We start from the raw sequence: 21,555 nt of genomic DNA on the forward strand, positions 1-21,555 counted from the left end.
GGCAACCTGATTCAGGTTGCGCTGGCCGCGATTACTGCCTGGTCAACTGAGGGCATTATCCTCAAGTTAAGGAAACAGCCGGTCAGCGCGAATCTCGCCGATAACTCGGCTTTGCTGACTGCGCTGCTCCTCGGCATCAGTATTCCGCCACTGGCGCCATGGTGGATTATCGTGCTGGGTACTGCCTTTGCGGTGGTGATTGCCAAACAGTTGTATGGTGGTCTCGGTCAGAACCCGTTTAATCCGGCAATGATCGGTTACGTAGTGCTGTTGATCTCTTTCCCGGTACAGATGACCAGCTGGTTGCCACCGGAGTCATTGCAGTCAATCACCCCTGGACTGATGGATTCGCTGAGCATGATTTTCAGTAACCATACGCTGGCGGGTGAAACCATGCAGCATCTACAGGTGGGTGTGGATGGTATGAGTCAGGCCACGCCGCTGGACAACTTTAAAACCGGATTACGCGCGGGTCACAGTGCTGAGCAGCTGATGGCGCAGCCGATCTACACCGGCGTCCTGGCCGGTCTGGGCTGGCAGTGGATTAATATTGGCTACCTGCTGGGCGGTCTGTTTCTGCTGTGGACCAACAGTATTCGCTGGCAAATTCCGGTGAGTTTCCTGCTGTCGCTGGCTTTTTGTGCCACAATCGGCTGGCTGCTCTCCCCGGAAAGCCTGGCGTCACCGATGATTCACCTGTTCTCCGGTGCCACCATGCTCGGGGCGTTCTTTATCGCCACTGACCCGGTGACCGCTTCCACCACCAATAAAGGCCGGCTACTGTTTGGCGCGCTGATTGGTCTGCTGGTATGGCTGATCCGTAGCTTTGGCGGCTATCCTGATGGCGTGGCCTTTGCGGTACTGTTGGCGAATATTACCGTGCCGCTGATTGACTACTATACTAAGCCGCGCGTTTACGGACATCGTAAAGAATGAGTATGCTCGATTCGATCAGAAAAAATGGTGTCACGCTGGCTCTGTTTGCCGCAGTCACCACCGGCGTTACCGCAGTGATTAATGCGGTGACCAAGCCCACTATTGAACATCAGACTGCGGTGCAGCAGAAATTACTGCTGGATCAGGTGGTTCCGCCCGAAGTTTACGACAATTCGATACAACAGGAATGTTACGTTGTCACGGATAAAGCATTGGGTAACGCTAAACCGCACCATCTTTACCTGGCGCGAATGAAGGATAAACCGGTTGCTGTCGCGATTGAGAGTACCGCGCCGGACGGCTATTCTGGTGAGATCCAATTGCTGGTGGGGGCGAATTTTTCCGGCAAAGTGTACGGTACCCGGGTAGTGGAACACCATGAAACGCCGGGTCTCGGGGATAAAATCGAACTGCGCATTTCCGACTGGATTAACAGTTTTAACGGCAAACAGATTTCTGGCCCTGACGACAGCCATTTTGCGGTGAAAAAAGATGGCGGTGATTTCGACCAGTTTACCGGCGCGACCATTACGCCGCGCGCGGTGGTCAATGCGGTAAAACGCACCACCCTGTATGTAGAAACGCTGCCGGCGCAACTCTCATCGCTGCCAGCGTGTGGAGAGAATAATGAGTGAAGCGAAAACGTTACTGGTAAACGGCCTGTGGAAGAATAACTCCGCACTGGTACAGCTGCTGGGGCTCTGCCCGCTGCTGGCGGTGACCTCTACCGCCACCAACGCGCTGGGTCTCGGTCTGGCGACTACCCTGGTGCTGACCTGCACCAATAGCGCAATTTCCGCCTCACGCCGTTGGGTGAAGCCGGAAATTCGTATTCCGATCTACGTAATGATTATCGCCGCGGTGGTCAGCTGCGTGCAGATGCTGATAAACGCCTATGCCTACGGTCTGTACCAGTCGCTGGGGATCTTTATCCCGCTGATCGTCACCAACTGTATTGTGGTCGGTCGTGCAGAAGCGGTCGCCTCCAAAAGCAGCGTGCCGCTGTCGGCGCTTGACGGCTGTGCCACCGGGCTGGGCGCAACCAGCGCGATGTTTGTGCTTGGCTCCCTCCGTGAGATTATTGGTAACGGCACCATCTTTAATGGTGCTGACCAGCTGCTTGGCCCGTGGGCAAAAGTGCTGCGCGTTGAAGTGGTCCATTTTGATTCGCCGATGCTGCTGGCGATGCTGCCACCCGGCGCGTTTATTGGTCTTGGCATGATGCTGGCCGGTAAATATATGATCGACAAGAAAATGAAGGAGCGTGCTGCGGCACGTGCTGCTGAAACTCAGGCCGAACCAGAGGGCCATACCGGGAAAGCGATGTGAACAAGGAAAAACGACATCAGATTCTGAGCCGTTTGCGTGATAACAATCCTCACCCGACTACCGAACTGGCGTTCAGCTCTCCTTTTGAGTTGCTGATTGCCGTGTTGCTTTCCGCTCAGGCAACGGACGTCAGCGTCAATAAAGCCACCGCCAGGCTCTATCCGGTGGCCAACACGCCAGCTGCTATGCTGGCGCTGGGCGTTGATGGCGTAAAAGAGTATATAAAGACCATCGGTCTGTTTAACAGCAAAGCGGAGAATGTGATCAAGACCTGCCGCATTTTGCTGGAACAGCATCAGGGCGAAGTGCCGGAAGACCGCGCTGCGGTGGAAGCGTTACCCGGCGTCGGACGCAAAACCGCCAATGTGGTGTTAAATACTGCCTTTGGCTGGCCGACTATTGCTGTGGATACGCATATTTTCCGCGTCAGCAATCGCACACGCTTTGCCCCGGGGAAAAATGTCGAGCAGGTGGAAGAGAAGCTGTTAAAAGTGGTACCGGCAGAATTCAAAGTAGACTGCCATCACTGGCTAATTTTGCACGGCCGTTATACCTGCGTGGCGCGCAAACCGCGCTGCGGATCGTGCCTGATTGAAGATCTGTGCGAGTATAAAGAGAAAGTTGAGATTTAATTTTTTTATCGCTGAATAATCAAAGGGAGCCATTTTCGGCTCCCTTTTTGATGAGCGACACAGTGCTAATCTGCGGCACGGGCGGCGACAACATCGCCCCTGGGGAATCAGGCGTCATATAGCGAAACCTGACAGGCAGGGTGCTACACGCCGCCATTGACCACAACTTAGCGCTGTAGCTGATAATACTCGGCTGCTGAACGCGTTAACGGCGCTTTGCCGCGAATCGCATCAGAGATTTTCTCCGCCAGCATCACCGTCGGTGCATTCAGGTTGCCGGTGACAATCTGCGGCATAATCGACGCATCAACCACGCGTAGCTGCTGCATACCGTGCACGCGCCCTTCTGCATCCACTACCGCCATCTCGTCGCTGCCCATCGCGCAGCTGCCGCATGGGTGATAGGCGGTCTCCGCGTGTTCACGGATAAAGGCGTCGATCTGCTCGTCGCTCTGAACCTCTATACCCGGCTGAATTTCCTCGCCGCAGTATTCGGCCAACGCCGGCTGGCGCATAATTTCACGCGTCAGACGTACCGCTGAACGGAACTCCTGCCAGTCACGCGCTTCCGACATATAGTTAAAGAAGATGGACGGCGCGTCATACGGATCTTTTGACTTCAGCTTAATCCGGCCACGGCTCATCGAGCGCATCGGGCCAACGTGGGCCTGGAAACCGTGCTCTTTGACCGGGCTGCTGCCGTTATAATTGATCGCCACCGGCAGGAAGTGATATTGCAGATCCGGCCAGTCTGGCTGGTCATCACTGCGGATAAAACCACCGGCTTCAAACTGGTTGCTGGCACCGATACCGGTTCCTTTAAACAGCCACTCGGCACCGATCGCCGGTTGATTCCACCATTTCAGTGACGGATAGAGGCTGACCGGCTGTTTGCAGCGGAACTGCATATACACTTCCAGGTGATCCTGCAAGTTACGGCCAACGCCCGGCAGCGCATGAACCACGTCGATGTCCAGCTCGCGCAGCCACTCTTCCGGCCCCACGCCGGAGCGTTGCAGGATCTGCGGAGACGCAATGGCGCCAGCACACAGCAAGACTTCACGGTTAGCCTGCGCCTGATGCGGCTGACCTTTTACCAGCCATTTTACGCCAGTCGCGGTTTTGCCGTCGAACAGGATGCGATCGGTCTGCGCATGGGTCACGATAGTCAGGTTCGGACGCTGACGCGCCACGTCGAGATAACCGCGTGCGGTACTGGAACGGCGGCCATTTGGCGTCACGGTACGATCCATCGGGCCGAAACCGTCCTGACGATAACCGTTCAGGTCATCAGTTTCCTTGTGACCGGCCTGCACGGCCGCGTCAATAAACGCGCGGAACAGCGGATTATTGCCGCTTTTAGGCGTGGTCACGCTCAGATAACCGCCGCCGCCGTGATAGTCGTTTTCGCCGATATCCCGCTTCTCCGCCTTGCGGAAATAAGGCAGGCAGTCGAGATAGGACCAGTTATCGAAACCGGTTTTTTTCGCCCAGTTATCGTAATCCATCGCATTACCACGGATGTAGCACATCCCGTTGATCAGCGAGGAGCCACCCAGACCTTTACCGCGGCCACACTCCATACGGCGATTATCCATATGCGGTTCCGGATCGGTTTCAAACGCCCAGTTGTAACGCTTGCCCTGTAAAGGATACGCCAAAGCGGCTGGCATTTGGGTACGGAAATCCAGGCGATGATCGCGGCCGCCTGCCTCCAGTAAAAGTACCGATACGTCAGCATCCTCAGTTAATCGGGTCGCCAGTACATTGCCTGCGGAGCCCGCGCCAATAATGATATAGTCAAATTTCTGCATTAAACCTCCAGCGTTACCCGTCGTACCTTCCTCAGCAGTGCTGTATTCAGCAGGACGGGTATCAAAGCCAATGCCGACAGCTCAGGCTGTCGGCCAGAAAAACAGTTTTACAACCGGATTAAAACGCCGATGGATACTCACCCATCTCAATCAGAATCGATTTGGTCCGCGTATAGTGTTGCAGCGTTTCCACACCGTTCTCACGACCCAGACCAGACTGCTTATAGCCGCCAACTGGCATCGGTGCCGGTGATTCACCCCAGGTATTGATCCAGCAAATACCGGCTTCCAGCTGATGAATAACGCGGTGCGCACGATCCAGTGAACGGGTAAACAGACCCGCTGCCAGGCCCAGCTCGGTGTTATTGGCGCGTTCAATCACTTCCTGCTCGTCGTCAAACACCAGGATGCTCATAACCGGTCCGAAAATCTCTTCACGCACAATCCGCATCTCATCGTGGCAATCGGTAAATACCGTCGGCTCAACGTAGAAACCTTTTGCCTGCGCACCGTGCGTGATGCGATGACCTCCGGTCAGCAGTCGTGCGCCCTCTTCTTTACCCAGCTTGAGGTAAGAGACCACTTTATTGCAGTGCTCTTCACTGACCAGCGGGCCGAAGTTCACTTCAGGATCGCGCGGGTCGCCGCTTTTAATATTGGCGATTTTTTGCAACAGACGACGTTCAAAGGCATTCAGCAGTGAACGATGGACAAATACCCGCGTGCCGTTGGTGCAAACCTGGCCGCTGCTGTAGAAGTTCGCCATCATCGCGCCGTCGACTGCACGCTCCAGATCCGCATCGTCAAACACAATCAGCGGCGACTTGCCACCCAGCTCCATGGTGACTTCTTTCAGGTTGGAGAGCGCCGCATCGGCGACCACGCGCTTACCGGTTTCCACCTGGCCGGTAAAGGACACTTTGGCGATATCCGGATGCTGGCTTAGTGCCTTACCGACTTCACCCGCGCCCTGCACCACGTTAAATACGCCATCCGGCAGACCGGCTTCGCTGAAAATTTTCGCCAGTTCCAGGGCGCTCAGCGGCGTCACTTCACTGGGTTTAAAGATCATGGCATTACCGGCCGCCAGCGCTGGCGCGCTTTTCCACAGCGCGATCTGGATAGGATAGTTCCAGGCACCGATACCGGCACACACCCCCAGCGGCTCACGACGAGTATAGACCAGCGCGCTGTCGCGCAGCGGAATCTGTTCACCCTGCACCGCAGGTGCCAGCCCGGCGTAGTACTCGAGAACATCAGCACCGGTGACGATATCCACCGCAGCGGTTTCGCTGATTGGCTTACCGGTATCGGCCGTTTCCAGCTCAGCCAGCTGTTGATTGCGTTCACGCAGCAGCGCGACGGCTTTCAGCAGTACCCGGCTACGCTCAACCGGGGTATAGCTGCGCCAGATGCGCTGACCCGCCAGTGACGAGGCTACGGCACGATCGACATCCTGCCGGGTGGCGGCGGTGATTTCGGCGATGACCTCGCCATTAGCCGGGTTAACGCTGGTGAAGACGTCACCGTGGCCTGCTTCTTCACGACCATTGATGTATAAACCACGACGGTTGAGTTCTGCCATAACTCCTCCTTTACTGAGGGATTTAGCGAACTGGCGTATTCAGCCAGAGCGCAAGATTCTGATAACACAGCTCACGGGCATCTTCCAGGCCGTGAGCCATTGGCTGTGGTGCTAACGTCATACGCAGCCACAGGCCATCAACTAATGCTGCCAGGCTACTACCGGCCTGACGTGCCTGTTCGCGGGGTAACACACGAGCAAACTGTGCGGTAATATTGGAATGCAGCCGACGATCGTTGACGCGCTGCAAACGCTGCAAATTTTTCTGATGCAAACTGTTAGTCCAGAACACCAGCCAGGTTTTCAGCACCGGGGCCGCCACCTGGGTTAAATCAAAGTTGCCGTCGATAATCGCCCGGATCTGCGCCTGTGGCGTATCTTCGGCCTGGAAACGATGGCGCTCAACCGCGAGGTAAAGGTCGGTCAGAATCTGCCGCATGCAGGCATCCAGCAATCCATTCTTGTCACCAAAGTAATGGCTGACAATACCGGTTGATACCCCGGCCTCTTTCGCGATAACCGCAATGCTGGCTTCTGCCAGTCCGACGCGGTCAATAACCGTCAATGTTGCATTTATCAGCTGTGCCTGACGGATGGCTTTCATTCCAACTTTTGGCATCGTTTCATCGCTTCCGACTTTTCAATAACCCATATAGTAGCTTTTTTATATTGAACGTTCAATCAATAAAAACCTGATTGTATAACAACCAGGCAACAAAACCCTACTCTGTTTAAGGATAAATACATCAGTATCTAAACGACTTTTTCAGTTAAGCAGGGCGATGCAGGCTACCGCGCACTGGCTTTTTTCGCTGGCTAAAATATTGTTTTAGTTCGTGATCGCCATCACACTAACTTGGTTCCTGACTCAATTGTCAGCCAAAAAATCAGCAACTCGAATAAAAAATCAACGAATCAGGCATTAACAGATTTTTAATCTATAAAAATTAGACATAACCATCATAAATGTTGCGCGGTTTCAACATGGAGCTTTATGCAACTTTCGCACAAAAAACCGCCAATAATACAGAGTAATATTTCCATAAATTCACCATAACCGACATTTAACACCATTTAACAGCCGCTATTACCTTGATTAACACCAGCTTCGTCAGGGTTAACAGCGGATGAAAAAAGGCTTGCCTGATGCCGCAGGATCAGCGAAATTAACCGCCGTTTTTCCCATCTTATAACAACGCACCGAATACTCTGCCGGTATTACGCGTGCTTAATTCCCGATGCGAAATTGGCATCTATCCAGAGGTACAAGTGTCAACTGCAAACAAACACACTGATGAGGTTAGCCTCAATGCGTTTAAACAGCCCAGGTCGTTTTATCTGATTTTTTCGATCGAATTATGGGAACGTTTTGGTTACTACGGCCTGCAAGCCATTATGGCGGTGTACCTGGTCAAAATGCTGGGGATGTCCGAAGCCGACTCCATCACCCTGTTCTCCTCGTTCAGTGCACTGGTATATGGCCTGGTGGCGGTCGGTGGCTGGCTGGGTGATAAAGTGCTGGGTACCAAACGCGTGATTGTGCTGGGTATTCTGGTGCTGGCCACCGGTTATGGTCTGGTTGCCTGGTCAGGTCACGATCAAAGCATGGTGTATATCGGTATGGCGACCATCGCCGTCGGTAACGGCCTGTTTAAAGCCAACCCCTCTTCACTGCTCTCAACCTGCTACGCCAAAGACGATCCCCGTCTCGATGGTGCTTTCACCATGTATTATATGGCGATCAATATTGGTTCGCTGTTCTCAATCATGGCAACACCGTGGCTGGCAGCGAATTACGGCTGGAGCGTGGCGTTTTCGCTGTCGTTTGTCGGTATGCTGATCACGCTGGTCAACTTCCTGTTCTGCCGTCGCTGGGTAAAAAACCATGGTTCGAAACCCGACTTCGCGCCGGTCGTTATGCGCAAACTGTTGCTGACCCTTGTTGGTATCCTGCTGGTGATTACCGTCGCCACCTGGCTGCTGCACAACCAGCAGATCGCGCGTATCGCCTTAGGCTGTATCGTGCTGGGTATTGTCCTGCTGTTTGGTAAAGAAGCTTTCGCCATGAAGGGTGCCGCTCGTCGTAAGATGATTGTTGCTTTCCTGCTGATGCTGGAAGCGGTGGTGTTTTTTGTGCTTTACAGCCAGATGCCAACCTCACTGAACTTCTTTGCTATCCGTAACGTTGAGCACAGCCTGTTCGGAATTACCTTCCAGCCCGAGCAATATCAGGCGCTGAATCCGTTCTGGATTATGGTCGGCAGCCCAATTCTGGCGGCCATTTACAACAAGATGGGTGACCGTCTGCCAATGCCGCATAAGTTTGCCATCGGTATGGTGCTCTGTTCCGCCGCCTTCCTGGTACTGCCGCTGGGCACTAAATTCGCCAGCAACCTCGGTATCGTCTCGGTTAACTGGCTGATCCTCAGCTATGCGCTGCAAAGTATCGGCGAACTGATGATTTCAGGTCTCGGCCTGGCGATGGTGGCACAACTGGTTCCCCAGCGTCTGATGGGCTTTATTATGGGCGCATGGTTCCTGACTACCGCTGGCGCGGCGATTATTGCCGGTAAAATTGCCAATCTGATGGCCGTGCCGGAGAACGTCACCGACCCGCTGCAATCGCTGCATGTCTATGGTGATGTCTTCCTGCAGATTGGTATTGCCACTGGCGTGATTGCGCTACTGATGCTGCTGACCGCGCCGCTGCTGAACCGTATGACGCAAGGTAAAGAGTAACCAGGTTCTGAAGGGAATCCAAAGCCGTCTGCTTGCAGGCGGCTTTTTTTTGCCTGCGTGCTACAGCAATACTCTGTGATATCCCCCCCGCGGTGAGGTTATTTATCTTCTTCTTCTTCCTCTCCGCCCCCTCGCTCATGGTATGACTGAGTTTCTTCAATCTGCCGGAGTATCTCTATGAACAGCTTTATTTCAGGATTTAACGGGGAACGTCTGGACCCGGTCAGTGACAATTATCACCCCGGAAAAGGATATCGCGCGTATAACCCCTCGTTACAGCGCTTTGACTGCCCAGACAGTTTTAGTCCATTTGGGATCGGAGGAATCAATCCGTATGGCTGGTGCGCAGGCGACCCGATTAACCGCGCCGATCCAAGCGGCCACTTCAGCTGGCAAGGCTGGATGGGGATCGCAATGGGTGTTGCCGGACTGTCGCTGGCGCTGTTTACCGCTGGCTCCTCGATTGTCGCTGCGGGTGGTCTGATATCAGCCATCGGCACAGCCTCAGCGGAGACCTTGTTGCTGGGATCGGCAGGGATAATCTCGGACGTTACCGCTATCGCCAGCGGCGCGCTGGAGAGCAGTAATCCACGGGCTTCTGTAGCCCTGGGCTGGCTTTCGTTCGCAGCAGGTGCGGTTGGCCTGGCACATGGCCTCAGTGCCTTTCTGCACGTTGGTGGAAGCGCTGCTACCCCAGGCTTCACCAACAGAACCATTATGGGTTGGGATACCATCCAAAAAATCAACGTATTCGGCCACGCTGATTTAGAGTTCGCTGATGAGCAAGATAATAATATGTGCTATTTGTTTGAGGATATTCATCGTGGTCGCCTCAAACCCAGACTGACACTTGTCACACATGGTCATTATGAACGAGGAACCGCCCGCATTATGCTCGATAATGTCGCAGATATGGTTTACGACGGCACAGATTTTGCGAATCAACTCCATGCCGGCGGCTATAATTTTAGCCATTACTCTTCAATAAGAACCGTGATGTGTCATTCGGCTGAAGGGGGCTGGAATAGCTTTGCCGCGCAGGTTGCCGATGTGACAAAACTGCCAACCACGGGCTATCTCGGCGAGGTCTGTGTGGAAACCGAAGGTATTGACGACATTATGCAGACTGCCTACCTCAGGACTATGCAAATAACCGGAGAGGTTCTCACATCACTGCGGGCAGCCGATCGAGAAACGGTTGCCGCACTCGATGCATTTAAAACCAACTTCACGGCGCCTGGCGCAGGCGCATTTCATATTACCAAGAATGATCCGCTGTATAATTATAACCCTGTCACCTATTTTCCTGGCGGGAAGCGGATTTACCGAAATTACTGACAGTCTGTCACACCTTGTCCAACCTTTACGAATGAGGATGCCTATGATTCGCATTTAAACCATACCTTCGGAGATGTACCGCACTATGTGCCCTGACTTTCACCGACGCCCGCTGGTCGGCGTCATTAAACTTACCCTGCTATTCCCTCTGTCCCCTGTTGCCTTTGCCGATGAGTCCGCAGCGGCCAATATGGTCGTTACCGCCGCCGGATTCGAGCAAAATCAGGAGGATGCTCCTGCCTCCATTACAGTGATTAAGGGCGAGGATCTGCGGAAGCGCTCATTCCAGAATCTTGGCGATGCGGTGCGTGAAGTCGAAGGGGTGGTGGTCAATGGCGCAGCCAACGAGACCGATATCTCCATTCGCGGCATGCCTGCCGATTACACTCTGCTGTTAGTCGATGGCAAACGCCAGAGCGGACGTGACTCGCGGGTCAACGGTAACGCGGGTTATGAGCAGAGCTTTGTGCCACCTGCGGCAGCCATCGAGCGTATTGAAGTGATCCGTGGCCCCATGTCTTCGCTGTATGGCTCGGACGCCATCGGCGGGGTCATTAATGTCATCACTCGCAAGGTGGCGAAAGACTGGGGCGGCTCGGTGTCCTGGGATTACTCCGCGCGTCAGCACAGCGATCAGGGCAATGCCAGCCAGACGCAATTTTATCTTAACGGCCCGCTGGTGCCGGATCTGCTTGGCTTGCAGGTGTGGGGACGCTATCTCGACCGTCAGGCCGATGACGATGTGCAGACCACCAAGGGTTTTACTCAGGCGAAGCATAAAGATATCACCGCACGTCTGGCGTTCACACCAACCCGCAATCAGGATATCCTGCTGGAAGCCGGGGCCACACGACTGAAAAATGGCGATGGCTTCAGTCCTGACTGGGCCACTCGTCAGCAGAAGAATAATCGCGATCACTGGTCAATCTCCCATGAAGGCCGCTGGGACTGGGCGACGTCCACCCTTTCGTTCTCCCAGGAAAAAACCAGCCGCGAAGGGCTTGCCAGCGAAAGTCAGACCGATGTGCTGGGGCGTAAACCAGAAATCAAAAACAGCGTATTCGATGGCAAGCTGGTGATCCCCACCGATTACCATACGGTCACGACAGGCGTACAGTGGAACCAAAGCGCGCTGACCGACTGGAATCAGGGGCTTAACGACCGCAAAAACTATCGGTTTGATGTGGTGCAAAAAGCGGTATTTGCCGAAGACGAATGGCGCATGAGCGAAAACTTTGCCCTCACCACCGGCCTGCGTCTGGATCACCATGAGCAGTACGGCAGCCATATTAACCCGCGCATGTACGGCGTCTGGCATTTAACCGATGAATGGACGTTAAAAGGCGGTGTCGCCAGAGGCTTTAAGGCACCGGAACTGCGGGCGGTAATCGATGATTATGCGGTCTTGCGGCGCAACAAATGGGTGATGTTCGGTAATTCCGATCTGAAGCCGGAAACCAGTACCAACTATGAACTTTCGGCGCTATGGTCTGACCGCGATACCCTCTCTGCCGGGGCGACCGTTTTCTATAATGATTTCAAAGATAAGCTCTCCACCGTCACCACCGATAAACAGTGGCATGGCTATACCATTATGGATCGGGTCAATATTGATAAAGCGGTGATTAAAGGCATCGAGCTGAATGGTCGCTGGCAGATGCTGCCGGGCTTTGCGGTTAAAACCAACTTTACCTGGACCGATTCTGAGCAGAAAAGCGGAGCCAATGCCGGCGCGCCGCTGGCGCTGACGCCGAAGCGGAAAGCCAACCTGCGCGCCGACTGGGATATCAGCGAACGGGCGCAACTCTGGACCTCGGTAAACTACTATGGCAAAGAGTTTGGCAATACCGTCAGCGCGCAGCCTTCGCCATCTTACACCACGGCAGATATCGGCGGCTCTTATCAGCTGACCCGCGTGGTTGCTCTGAATGCGGCAATCTACAACCTCAATGATAAGCGCCTCGACGACGAAACTTACGGCACCGTTAACTACGGTCGTACTTTCTGGTTCGGCAGCACGCTGACTTTCTAACTCAGCGGTAACAGCACTATCGCGCATAACCCGGCGGGCGGGCGATTCTCCAGAATCAGCTCGCCGCCATGGGCATGAATACAGGCGCGGGCGATCGACAGCCCAAGCCCCCATCCCGCGCCAGCCCTGTTGTTTCCCCCTTTGCGCTGATGATCCAGCTGAACAAAAGGCTCGAACACCTGTTCCAGCAGTGCGGGCGCAATCCCCTTTCCGTGATCGCGTATCTCAATGCGCACCCCGACAGCAGTGCGTTCAAGGCTGAGTGTGGCATCACCGGCATAAAACAGGGCATTATCGATCAGATTAGTCAGCGCGCGTTTTAACGCCAGCGGACGGCAACGGATGGCAATCTGTTCCGCACTTTGCCAGATTAGCGGCTGCCCGAGGGTGCGATAGCGCCTGGCGAGATCGTCCAGCAACGCGGTAATCGAGTGACGACAAGTCTGTTCCTGTACCGCATCGTCACGGATAAAGTTCAGGGTTTCACTGACCATGGCGCTGAGTTCACTCAGACTTTCCAGCATATCGTCACGTGCGTCTCCCGGTTCCAGCAATTCCACCTGCAAGCGGAGTTCAGTCAGCGGCGTATTCAGATCGTGACTGAGTGCCGCCAGCATGCGGGTGCGACCTTCGATATGACGGGCGATACGCTCCTGCATCACATTAAATGCCTGGGTCAGCTCGCGCGCCTCGTAAGGGCCGGATAATGGCAGCGCCGCGACCCACTCGCCGCGACTCAGCTTTTCGGTGGCCGTCGCCAGCGTTTTCACCGGCTGCGTCACCCGACGGATAAAGAACAAGACAATCAGCAAGACCGGCACACTGGTCACCGGCAGTGAGTAAGAGAGCAAGCTGCTCCACTGGTAAGCCTGAAGGGTCGGCTGTACCGCATTCAGGTATCTGCCGTCAGGCAACAGGATGCTGGTACGCAAGCGTAGCGGATCCTTGCGCGCGGCACTGAACAGATGCCAGCGAGCAAAACCACCGTCCGCGCTTTCCAGCTGCATAACAATATTGTCGCCGCGGACAGCGCTGAGGCGTGAAATTAGATCCTCGCGCAGACGCCGCTCCTCCGGCAACATGCCGAAAGGCGCGACTTCGGGCCGGTCGGACAACCAAAAACGGGCGTCGCCGTGATTCATTGTTTTCAGCAACAGCCTGGCGTCGGCAGGCAGTAAACGATTTGCCGCCTGATAAGCGATAGCCAGCCGCTCAAGGGAAAAGCTGCGTGAAACCGGATGGAGTAACGAGCCGGTAAACTGCACCACCACCATGGCAATCATATTGGATATCATCAGCGCCACGATCAGCAACAACGCCAGCTGGTTGGCCATCCGCCGTGGCCACAAGTTTGTTAACCGGGTCACAACGGCTGCACGCGCACGTCAGCCGCAAGGCGATAGCCGCTGCCCCACACCGTCACCAGTAACTCCTCTCCCGGGAGCATCCGGGTAAGTTTCAGACGCAGGCGGCTGACCTGGCGGTCGATGGCGCGATCAAACACGTCATTACCCGGCAGCACACAAAGGTCGATCAAGCGATCGCGGCTCAGTACCTGATTGGGATGGGCGACAAAAGCCGACAGCAAACGCCCTTCCATGGTGCTTAACTGTATTGCGTCAGCGCCGTCGCCGCTGAGCATTCCGGTGGCGGGAATAAACGATAAACCGGCAAAACGGTACTGGTGCAGGGTATCGGTTAATGCCCGGGGCGGTTGCTGCGTCTGCTTGCCGTGGCGACGTAATACGCTGTTAATCCGCGCCACCAGCTCGCGGGGTTCGAACGGCTTGACCACATAGTCATCGGCTCCCAGCTCCAGCCCGCGAATACGGTCGCAGGTGGCGTCACGAGCGGTTAGCAGGATCACCGGCAGAGGCGTGCGCCGGTGCAGCTGGTGGCACAGTTCCATACCATCGCCATCGGGTAGCATCACGTCAAGAATGACGATATCAAAGGGTTGCTGTTTCAGCATCAGCCACATCGCGGCAGCGCTCTCCGCCGTTCTGACATCAAAACGATGTTGTCGCAGGTACACCGCCAGGGGTTCGCGGATTTTACGGTGGTCATCGACCACCAGCACGCGTTGGGCAGTGACGGTTTCAGGGATAATCATAGCGGTGCTAACTCAGTACGGCGCGGTGTAATAGGCAGGAATATATCCTCTTTGCGAATAATTTTCATTATTGACAAGCAAAGGAGCAAGCCGGGCCGCAAACAAAAAACTCACTCGCGCACATAACATCACTGACAACTGTCGTTTCCGGCACTAAGCTGATGAGATCCCTTTTCTCTGAGCTTCAGGAGCACTGTATGAAACTGTTCTCTAAACCCGGCGCTTGTTCCCTCTCGCCACATATTGTGCTGCGCGAATGCGGCCTCGATTTCACCCAGGTGAATGTCGATCTGGCGAGTAAAAAAACCGAAACCGGTGAAGATTATCTGCAAATCAATGCCAAAGGACAGGTTCCGGCACTGCTGCTGGATGATGGCGGCCTGCTGACTGAGGGTGTCGCTATCGTGCAGTATCTGGCCGACCTGAAAGCCGACCGCCAGTTGCTGGCTCCGCCCGGTAGCCTGACGCGCTATCACACGATTGAATGGCTGAACTATATCGCCACCGAACTGCACAAAGGCTTCAGTCCGCTGTTTAACCCGGCCACGCCGGAAGAGTATAAACAGCTGACGCGCAGCCTGCTTGAGAAGAAATTTAACTACGTCAACAGCCAGTTGCAGGAAAAGCAATGGCTGATGGGATTACGCTTTACCGTCGCTGATGCTTATCTGTTTACCGTCACGCGTTGGGCGCGGGCGCTTAAACTGAATCTTGACGGGCTCGATGCGCTGAATAACTGGATGGAACGCGTTGCTGAACGCCCTGCCGTCGCCGCCGCGTTAAAAGCGGAAGGACTGGTTTAACTCAACCGAATTGGCGTAAAAGGGGAAAGATCGGCTGAGCTTTGCCCCTTTTAAACTTACCTGTAAAGCATAAACTGTTACTCACTTTGATCTTTCCATCTTACTTACAGGTGCCGGTGTGTCAGTAAAATTAATTGCCGTCGATATGGACGGAACCTTTCTGAGTGACAGTAAAAGCTACAACCGGGCGCGTTTCAGCGCTCAATATCAGGAAATGCAGCGCCAGGGGATTAAGTTTGTCGTTGCCAGCGGCAACCAGTTTTATCAGCTGGTGAGTTTTTTCCCTGAAATTGCTGCGCAGATTGCCTTCGTCGCCGAGAATGGCGCGTATGTAACCAGTGAAAACCAGCCACTGTTTTGTGGTCATATTCCCGCTGACGATGTGCGTCATATTCTGGCTGAACTGTCGCAACGGGATCATCTGCACACTGTGGTTTGCGGCGAGCAAGGTGCATGGCTGCATCATTCTGCGCCAGAGAAAGTGACCACGCTCATGTCGCGCCATTACCATCGCCTGCAACGCTATCATGACGTGGCTGAGCTGCCTGACGATATCTTTAAGTTCGCCCTGACGCTGGACGATGCGCTGATCCCGTCACTCTCTGCGCATTTGCACAGCGTCCTGAATGGCAGCGTCACTCCAGTCACCAGTGGGTTTGGTTTTGTCGACCTGATTATCCCCGGCGTTCATAAAGCGAACGGCCTGAAGATTCTGCAACGGCACTGGCAGATTGATGATGCTGAAGTGCTGGCTTTCGGCGACAGCGCCAACGACAGAGAAATGCTGACGATGGCCGGATACAGTTTCAGTATGGCCAATGCCAGTGAGGAGATTAAACGGGTGGCACGCTATCAGGCAGGACATAATAATGAGGAAGCGGTGCTGGATGTGATTGAGCGGGCACTGGAAGGTGGTGCCCCTTTTAACTGAACAGACTAAGGAAAAACGCCGCCCAGGCTGTTACCCCCCGGAAACAGACTGAACGGCGGTTTCCGTTTACATATTTTCAGCTTTGCTGACGCTGGCCTTATCGACCGGCGCGTTAACATGAAACTTCTCCAGCACCAGATGCTGAATTTTTTCCAGTGAAACGCCAGCGGTTTCCGGCAGATAACGGAAGGTGAAGAAATACATCCCCAGTGAGAATACCGCGAACAGCAGCAGCGGGAAGCCGCCGTGGAATATCTCCAGCAACCAGGGATTGCTGTTCATAATCGGGAACGTGGTACTGATGATAAAGTTAGCCACGGACATCATACAGATTGAGATACCGACGCAGACCGCACGAATCTCGGTCGGGAACAGCTCGCCCAGCACCGTCCAGACAATCTGACCCCAGGTAATACCGAAGAAAATCATATAGGCGAACAGGCCAATGACTGCCAGCATACCCGGTAAGTGATAGTAGAACGCGACAAACGAATAGGTCAGGAACACGCAGGAAGCAATGGCACCCATTAACAACAGTTTGCGACGCCCTACTTTGTCAATCAGCGACATGCCGATTAATACCCCGACAAACTGACAGACTGAAAGCCAGAAGGTTTGCAGCAGCGCCGACCCCGAGTCGGGGAAGACATTTTTCAGCAGCGAAGGACCGAAATACTGAATGACGTTAATCCCGCTGATCTGATTCCCTACCGCCAGACCAATACCAACAATCAGCAATGGCACGGTGGTTTTATTTAATCTGAAACGCGCGGTGTGCGTCTGCGCGGCATTCTGCGATAACGAGGATTTAATTTCATTAAATACTGTCTGCGCATGTTGGCCGTTGGAAATTTTGGTCAGGGTATCCAGCGCAGATTTATCCCGCCCTTTCAGCACATTCCAGCGTGGTGATTCCGGAATAAAAATCACAAACAGAATAAATAGCGCGCAGGGAACCAGCGCGGTTGCCAGAATATAGCGCCAGCCGATATCGACCATCGCTTCCGGCATCATCGACTGATGAATGTAGTAGTTAGTCAGCAGCACCACGGACTGGCCGCCGACGCAGCAGACCGAATAGAGCGCGGTGGTTCTGCCGCGAAACTTTGACGGCGACAGTTCAGCCAGATAGATCGGCGAAATCACCGACGCCAGGCCAATCGCCAGCCCGCCCAGCATGCGCGCAATCACAAAAACGGTAAAATTATGGGCAACCGCCGTGCCGGCAACCGAGAGCGTAAACACCAGCGCGGTAATCGCCAGCGATTTTTTGCGCCCCAGTTTGTCACTCAGTTTAGGTGCCAGAAAACAGCCGACCAGACTTCCCAGCAGGATATTGGACACTGCCCAACCGGTTTCCGCAGGAGACAGCTGAAAATGCTCACTGAGCGGTTCGATTGCCCCGGATATAATCGAGGAGTCGTAGCCCAACAGCAGTCCGCCAAATGCGGCTACCGTACAACAGAGCATTACGTACTTCATGTTATAACGCGTTTGCCTGGTTTCCATCTTTCTCGCCCTTATCGCTGCTGTACGCAGGTTCTTATCAATAACAGATTTGCTTTCAGAGGGTGACAGTCAGCTGCACCGCCTGAACTGAAATATATTTTCTAAACAAAAAAATATCGAACCATTCATTCTTTTTATGTGAGCGAGTTAAAACTATTTTTTGCTACCGGGTGCAAAAAAGTACCTTCACCGGCCATCTCTGTTTGCTATTCTGACCACTATGCAGAATTAAGTATATTAAGCAACAACAAGCCGTAAAGAGCCTGCCCTGTATCATCATCGCAAGACTAAAGTAAAAAGCGGGAAAAATTCCTGTCGACGAGTCAGTCAGTCGCGCATCGCAGCACAGTGATAAAAAACATTTATTTTAGTGCCAGAATTTAATGAAAATATCATTTCAGTCATCAGGGATAAGCGTAACAACGACCCTCTCACTTAATGGAGCAAATGATGAACACCCGGCAACTTTTAATCGCAACCCTGTTTACCTGCATTACAGCCAGCGTTAACGCCAGTAATCATCACGATACCCTGTTGATTAAAAACGGCACTCTCCTCACCATGCAAACGGACGGCGTCGATCGGCCAGAGAGTGATCTGCTGATCCGCGATAACCAGATTGTGCAGATCGGCAAAAATATCTCCGCTCCCGGCGCTCGCGTGATTAATGCCGCGGGAAAATTTGTGCTGCCGGGCTTTGTCGATACCCACTCCCATCTGTGGGTCACCACTCTGCGCGGTCAGTTTCGCAACCAGGATGGCCAATTCTTTCCGGTCAGCAACCGTCTCGGACAACTGATGCAACCCGAAGATATCGCGATTGCGATGTACAGTGGCGCGCTGGAGTTGCTGCAAGGTGGAATCACCACCAGCGGTGACTTCTTTGACAATATTCACGGCCCGGCGTGGGGTGACGCCGGAATCAAGGCGCTGCAACGCAGCGGAATTCGCGCGATTATGTACTACGGTGGTCCCGATAAAACGACGCAAAAACCGATTGATCTTAATCATCTGGTGACGCTGGTGACGGACAAACAACAGCGCGTGCAGCCGGGACTCGCGTGGCGACTGCCGCGCGATTTGCTTAATCAGCAAAACTGGGCGATGCGCAAACAGGAGTATCAGTTCGCGCGAACGCATCAGTTACCCATTCAGGTACATGTCAGCGGCGATGCTGAGGCGATGTTCAACGCGTTGATAGCCGGAAATTATCTGCATCGTTCAGTGGTGGTAGTCCATGCGACCGATGCCACACCGGCGCAGCTGACGGCGCTACAAAACGCCGGTGGCAGCCTGGCGCTGACGCCAGTCAGTGAACAGCGTGTAGGTTACGGTGTCACGCGACTCGATCACTTTGCCGCCGTCACTCGCCAGGGACTGGGAATTGATGGAAATGCGCTGGCCGGCAGTGGCGATATGTTTGCCAGTCTGCGCCTGGCGGCACTGACCCTCAGCGGAGCCACCCGCGATGAGACGCGCCCGCACCCGCGTCAATTACTCGAGCTGGTGACGCGCCGCGCCGCGGATGCCCTCGGGCTCGGAGAGATAACCGGTACGCTGGAACCGGGTAAACGTGCGGATATTCAGATTATCAATCCACAGGCGCTGAATATGAGCGGCTTTGGCGGTGGCGATCCGGCGGCCTTCATTGTCTACTCGGCACGACCAGAAAATGTCGAGACGGTGATTGTTGACGGCAAACTGATAAAAGATCAGGGGAAAATGCAGGGAATCGACATGGCCGAGCTGTTATTGCAGGCCCGGCAGTCGGCGCAACGCCTGCTGGCACGGGCGCAAACGCGGGAAGATTAGCTGAAGATGCCTGCCCCCCGGCGGAGGCAGGCATAGCTCGTTAGCGAGCGTCAGGCGTTTTCAGTTTATCGCCCGCGCCGGTATGTTCACGCAGGGTTGTGACCTGCTGCGCGGTAACCTGCTGACCCTGATTGCCCCAGCTGTTACGCACATAGTTCAGCACCTCAGCGATCTGTTGGTCATCCATTTTCCAGTCAAAGGCGGGCATCCCGGCTGCCGTCTGACGCTGTTCAGTATGAGGTGCGCGCGCGCCGCGCAACATCGCATGGATCATATTGGTCGGGTCATGTTGCATGGCATTATTGCCCGCAAACGCCGGTACCATCCCTTTGATCCCCTCACCTTGTAAGCCATGGCAAGCCGAACAGTTCACTTCATAACTGAGCGCGGCACGCTGTTGACGCTGTGGATCCTGTGCGTAACCCTGCGCTGGTGCGGTCTTTGACGCCGGGACACCGCGCAAATAAGTGGCGATGGCCTGTAAATCGTCGTCGGTAAAGTACTGAGTTGAATGCTCCACCGCCTCGGCCATCGGGCCTGCCGCAACGCTTTCGCCATTCGAGCCGCTGCGCAGATAATCCGCGACGTTTTCATCGCGCCATTTTCCAATACCGGCGTGTGGATTTGGCGTGATATCCGGCGCATACCAGTCTCCGAGGCTGCCACCTTGCAGATAGCCATCACTGACTTCACCGCCCAGCAGGTTGCGCGCGGTGTGACACACGCTACAGTGCGCTGGCCCGTCAACAAGATATTTACCGCGATTCCACTGCTCACTCCGGGCGCTATCGATCTCAAAACCGCGGTTATCAAAGAACAACATATTCCAGCCCGCCATCGCCAGACGAATGTTATACGGAAAATTCATCCCGGCATTTTCGTCAATCTCGCGGCTGACCGCCGGTTGCGTGGAGATCCACGCCCAGAGATCGTGCATCTCGTCGTCGCTGATTTTGCTGTAAGCGGTATACGGCATCGCCGGATAGAGGAAACCGTGGTTTCCGCGCCCCTGACGCACCGCATTAAAGAAATCGCGCTCGGTCATATTACCGATACCGGTTTGCTTATCCGGCGTGATATTCGAAGTCAGTAACGCGCCAAAAGGCGTATCGATTTTATAACCGCCGGAAAAATCGGTCTGGTGACAAGCGGCACAGTCCGCCAGGCGCATCACATATTCACCGCGTTTAATCGCCGCCCGATCGTCACTGTGAAAGTCAGCCAGTTTCACCTTGTCGTCGGCGACCGCCGAACGTGAACTGTCCATCACCATCCACAGTCTTCCGGATGCGCCGATTCCCGCCAGTACCGCCAGCACCGCGACGGCATAGCCGATTTTTTTCTTTTTGCTCATCATCAAGCCTCCACCAGCGGAGCAGGATTTTTGCTGTAAGTCTGGCTGATGGCCTGCGCCGCACGAATCGCCAGCGCCCCGACGGTGATTGTTGGGTTATAGCCACCGTTATTCGGGAAGGCGGATGCGCCGACGACAAACAGATTGTGCGCATCCCAGCTTTGCAGATACGGATTCAGCGCCGACGTGGTGGGATCAGCCCCCATTACCGCGCCACCAATGGTGTGGGAACTGTGCTGCATATAGGGGTTCCAGCTTTCCAGCGACTGGTTATCCACCACCAGATGTTTACCGCCGGTCTGCTTCATAATCTCCACCGCCCGATCGGTAACATATTTCGCCATATTGATGTCGTTCTGGTTCCAGTCGAAAGTCATGCGCATCAGTGGCTGCCCGTGGCGATCTTTATAAACCGGATCGAGATCGAGGTAAGCATCGCGCACCGGCATTGACGTCCCCTGACAGAAGATGGTGCCCGCCGTCTGGTAGTCGCGGGCATAGCCCGCTTTCCAGTCGCTGCCCCAGCGCGGCGTGCCCGGCCGCAGCGCGTCCATATTCTGAATCGGCCGACCGTTAGTGGAAAAGCCCATAATTCCCGCCCCGCCAATAAAGTCGAGCTGACTGTGGT

At 54.5% G+C, this 21,555-nt stretch carries 18 protein-coding genes; 10 read left to right on the plus strand and 8 right to left on the minus strand.

Features of this window, described 5'->3' with window-relative positions:
* The 4 genes from rsxD to nth all read left to right on the plus strand — a co-directional run.
* Nucleotides 1-936 (plus strand): electron transport complex subunit RsxD (gene rsxD, locus NG42_RS07330; RefSeq protein ID WP_052898695.1); only part of this gene is annotated, 936 nt, incomplete at its 5' end.
* A 2-nt stretch (nucleotides 937-938) separates the two neighbouring features.
* The gene (gene rsxG / locus NG42_RS07335) at nucleotides 939-1,571 is read left to right on the plus strand and encodes an electron transport complex subunit RsxG (RefSeq protein WP_052898625.1); all 633 of its coding nucleotides are present in this window, start codon (nucleotides 939-941) and stop codon (nucleotides 1,569-1,571) included.
* A complete protein-coding gene (locus NG42_RS07340; protein WP_052898626.1) occupies nucleotides 1,564-2,265 on the plus strand; it encodes an electron transport complex subunit E in 702 nt (233 codons plus the stop codon). The genes rsxG and NG42_RS07340 overlap by 8 nt, the downstream gene beginning before the upstream one ends.
* Complete coding sequence (gene nth / locus NG42_RS07345; protein ID WP_052898627.1) at nucleotides 2,262-2,897, plus strand: endonuclease III; 636 nt, start codon at nucleotides 2,262-2,264, stop codon at nucleotides 2,895-2,897. Before NG42_RS07340 ends, nth begins: the two co-directional genes overlap by 4 nt.
* 167 nt (nucleotides 2,898-3,064) lie before the next feature.
* Here nth and betA read toward each other — a convergent pair whose 3' ends face one another.
* The 3 genes from betA to betI all read right to left on the minus strand — a co-directional run bounded on the left by betA (nucleotide 3,065) and on the right by betI (nucleotide 6,915).
* Nucleotides 3,065-4,711 (minus strand): choline dehydrogenase, encoded by a 1,647-nt coding sequence (betA, locus tag NG42_RS07350; protein WP_052898628.1) that lies wholly within the window; start codon nucleotides 4,709-4,711, stop codon nucleotides 3,065-3,067.
* Nucleotides 4,712-4,829: 118 nt separating this feature from the next.
* The gene (gene betB, locus NG42_RS07355) at nucleotides 4,830-6,296 is read right to left on the minus strand and encodes a betaine-aldehyde dehydrogenase (RefSeq protein WP_052898629.1); all 1,467 of its coding nucleotides are present in this window, start codon (nucleotides 6,294-6,296) and stop codon (nucleotides 4,830-4,832) included.
* A gap of 22 nt (nucleotides 6,297-6,318) precedes the next feature.
* Nucleotides 6,319-6,915: a transcriptional regulator BetI gene (gene betI / locus NG42_RS07360; protein ID WP_052898630.1), complete on the minus strand. Its 597-nt coding sequence runs from the start codon at nucleotides 6,913-6,915 to the stop codon at nucleotides 6,319-6,321.
* A 650-nt stretch (nucleotides 6,916-7,565) separates the two neighbouring features.
* Between betI and dtpA the strand changes: the two genes are divergently transcribed.
* The 3 genes from dtpA (at nucleotide 7,566) to NG42_RS07375 (ending at nucleotide 12,405) form a co-directional block, all read left to right on the plus strand.
* The gene (dtpA, locus tag NG42_RS07365; RefSeq protein WP_052898631.1) at nucleotides 7,566-9,035 is read left to right on the plus strand and encodes a dipeptide/tripeptide permease DtpA; all 1,470 of its coding nucleotides are present in this window, start codon (nucleotides 7,566-7,568) and stop codon (nucleotides 9,033-9,035) included.
* A gap of 177 nt (nucleotides 9,036-9,212) precedes the next feature.
* On the plus strand, nucleotides 9,213-10,373 hold the full coding sequence (locus NG42_RS07370; RefSeq protein ID WP_052898632.1) for an RHS repeat-associated core domain-containing protein: 1,161 nt from the start codon (nucleotides 9,213-9,215) through the stop codon (nucleotides 10,371-10,373).
* A gap of 85 nt (nucleotides 10,374-10,458) precedes the next feature.
* On the plus strand, nucleotides 10,459-12,405 hold the full coding sequence (locus NG42_RS07375) for a TonB-dependent receptor domain-containing protein (RefSeq protein WP_052898697.1): 1,947 nt from the start codon (nucleotides 10,459-10,461) through the stop codon (nucleotides 12,403-12,405).
* On the opposite strand, the gene NG42_RS07380 is transcribed toward NG42_RS07375, so the two are convergent.
* A complete protein-coding gene (locus tag NG42_RS07380; RefSeq protein ID WP_052898633.1) occupies nucleotides 12,402-13,739 on the minus strand; it encodes an ATP-binding protein in 1,338 nt (445 codons plus the stop codon). The genes NG42_RS07375 and NG42_RS07380 overlap by 4 nt on opposite strands.
* A 29-nt stretch (nucleotides 13,740-13,768) precedes the next feature.
* Nucleotides 13,769-14,518: a response regulator transcription factor gene (locus tag NG42_RS07385; protein ID WP_052898634.1), complete on the minus strand. Its 750-nt coding sequence runs from the start codon at nucleotides 14,516-14,518 to the stop codon at nucleotides 13,769-13,771.
* 197 nt (nucleotides 14,519-14,715) lie between these two features.
* On the opposite strand from NG42_RS07385, the gene gstA reads away from it, so the two are divergent.
* Nucleotides 14,716-15,321, plus strand: a complete 606-nt coding sequence (gstA, locus tag NG42_RS07390; protein ID WP_052898635.1) for a glutathione transferase GstA — start codon at nucleotides 14,716-14,718, stop codon at nucleotides 15,319-15,321.
* A gap of 118 nt (nucleotides 15,322-15,439) precedes the next feature.
* Nucleotides 15,440-16,252 (plus strand): Cof-type HAD-IIB family hydrolase, encoded by an 813-nt coding sequence (locus tag NG42_RS07395; protein ID WP_052898636.1) that lies wholly within the window; start codon nucleotides 15,440-15,442, stop codon nucleotides 16,250-16,252.
* Nucleotides 16,253-16,318: 66 nt separating this feature from the next.
* Here NG42_RS07395 and NG42_RS07400 read toward each other — a convergent pair whose 3' ends face one another.
* The gene (locus tag NG42_RS07400; RefSeq protein WP_277619515.1) at nucleotides 16,319-17,791 is read right to left on the minus strand and encodes a sugar porter family MFS transporter; all 1,473 of its coding nucleotides are present in this window, start codon (nucleotides 17,789-17,791) and stop codon (nucleotides 16,319-16,321) included.
* Between the two features lie 420 nt (nucleotides 17,792-18,211).
* On the opposite strand from NG42_RS07400, the gene NG42_RS07405 reads away from it, so the two are divergent.
* Nucleotides 18,212-19,573: an amidohydrolase family protein gene (locus tag NG42_RS07405; RefSeq protein ID WP_241488321.1), complete on the plus strand. Its 1,362-nt coding sequence runs from the start codon at nucleotides 18,212-18,214 to the stop codon at nucleotides 19,571-19,573.
* Nucleotides 19,574-19,613: 40 nt separating this feature from the next.
* On the opposite strand, the gene NG42_RS07410 is transcribed toward NG42_RS07405, so the two are convergent.
* Nucleotides 19,614-20,930 carry a cytochrome c gene (locus NG42_RS07410; protein ID WP_241488322.1) on the minus strand — a complete coding sequence of 439 codons (1,317 nt, stop codon included), beginning with the start codon at nucleotides 20,928-20,930 and terminating at the stop codon, nucleotides 19,614-19,616.
* Nucleotides 20,930-21,555 (minus strand): GMC oxidoreductase (locus NG42_RS23400; protein WP_241488323.1); only part of this gene is annotated, 626 nt, incomplete at its 5' end. The genes NG42_RS07410 and NG42_RS23400, both read right to left, overlap by 1 nt.

Source organism: Winslowiella iniecta (assembly GCF_001267535.1).
Lineage (GTDB): Bacteria > Pseudomonadota > Gammaproteobacteria > Enterobacterales > Enterobacteriaceae > Erwinia > Erwinia iniecta.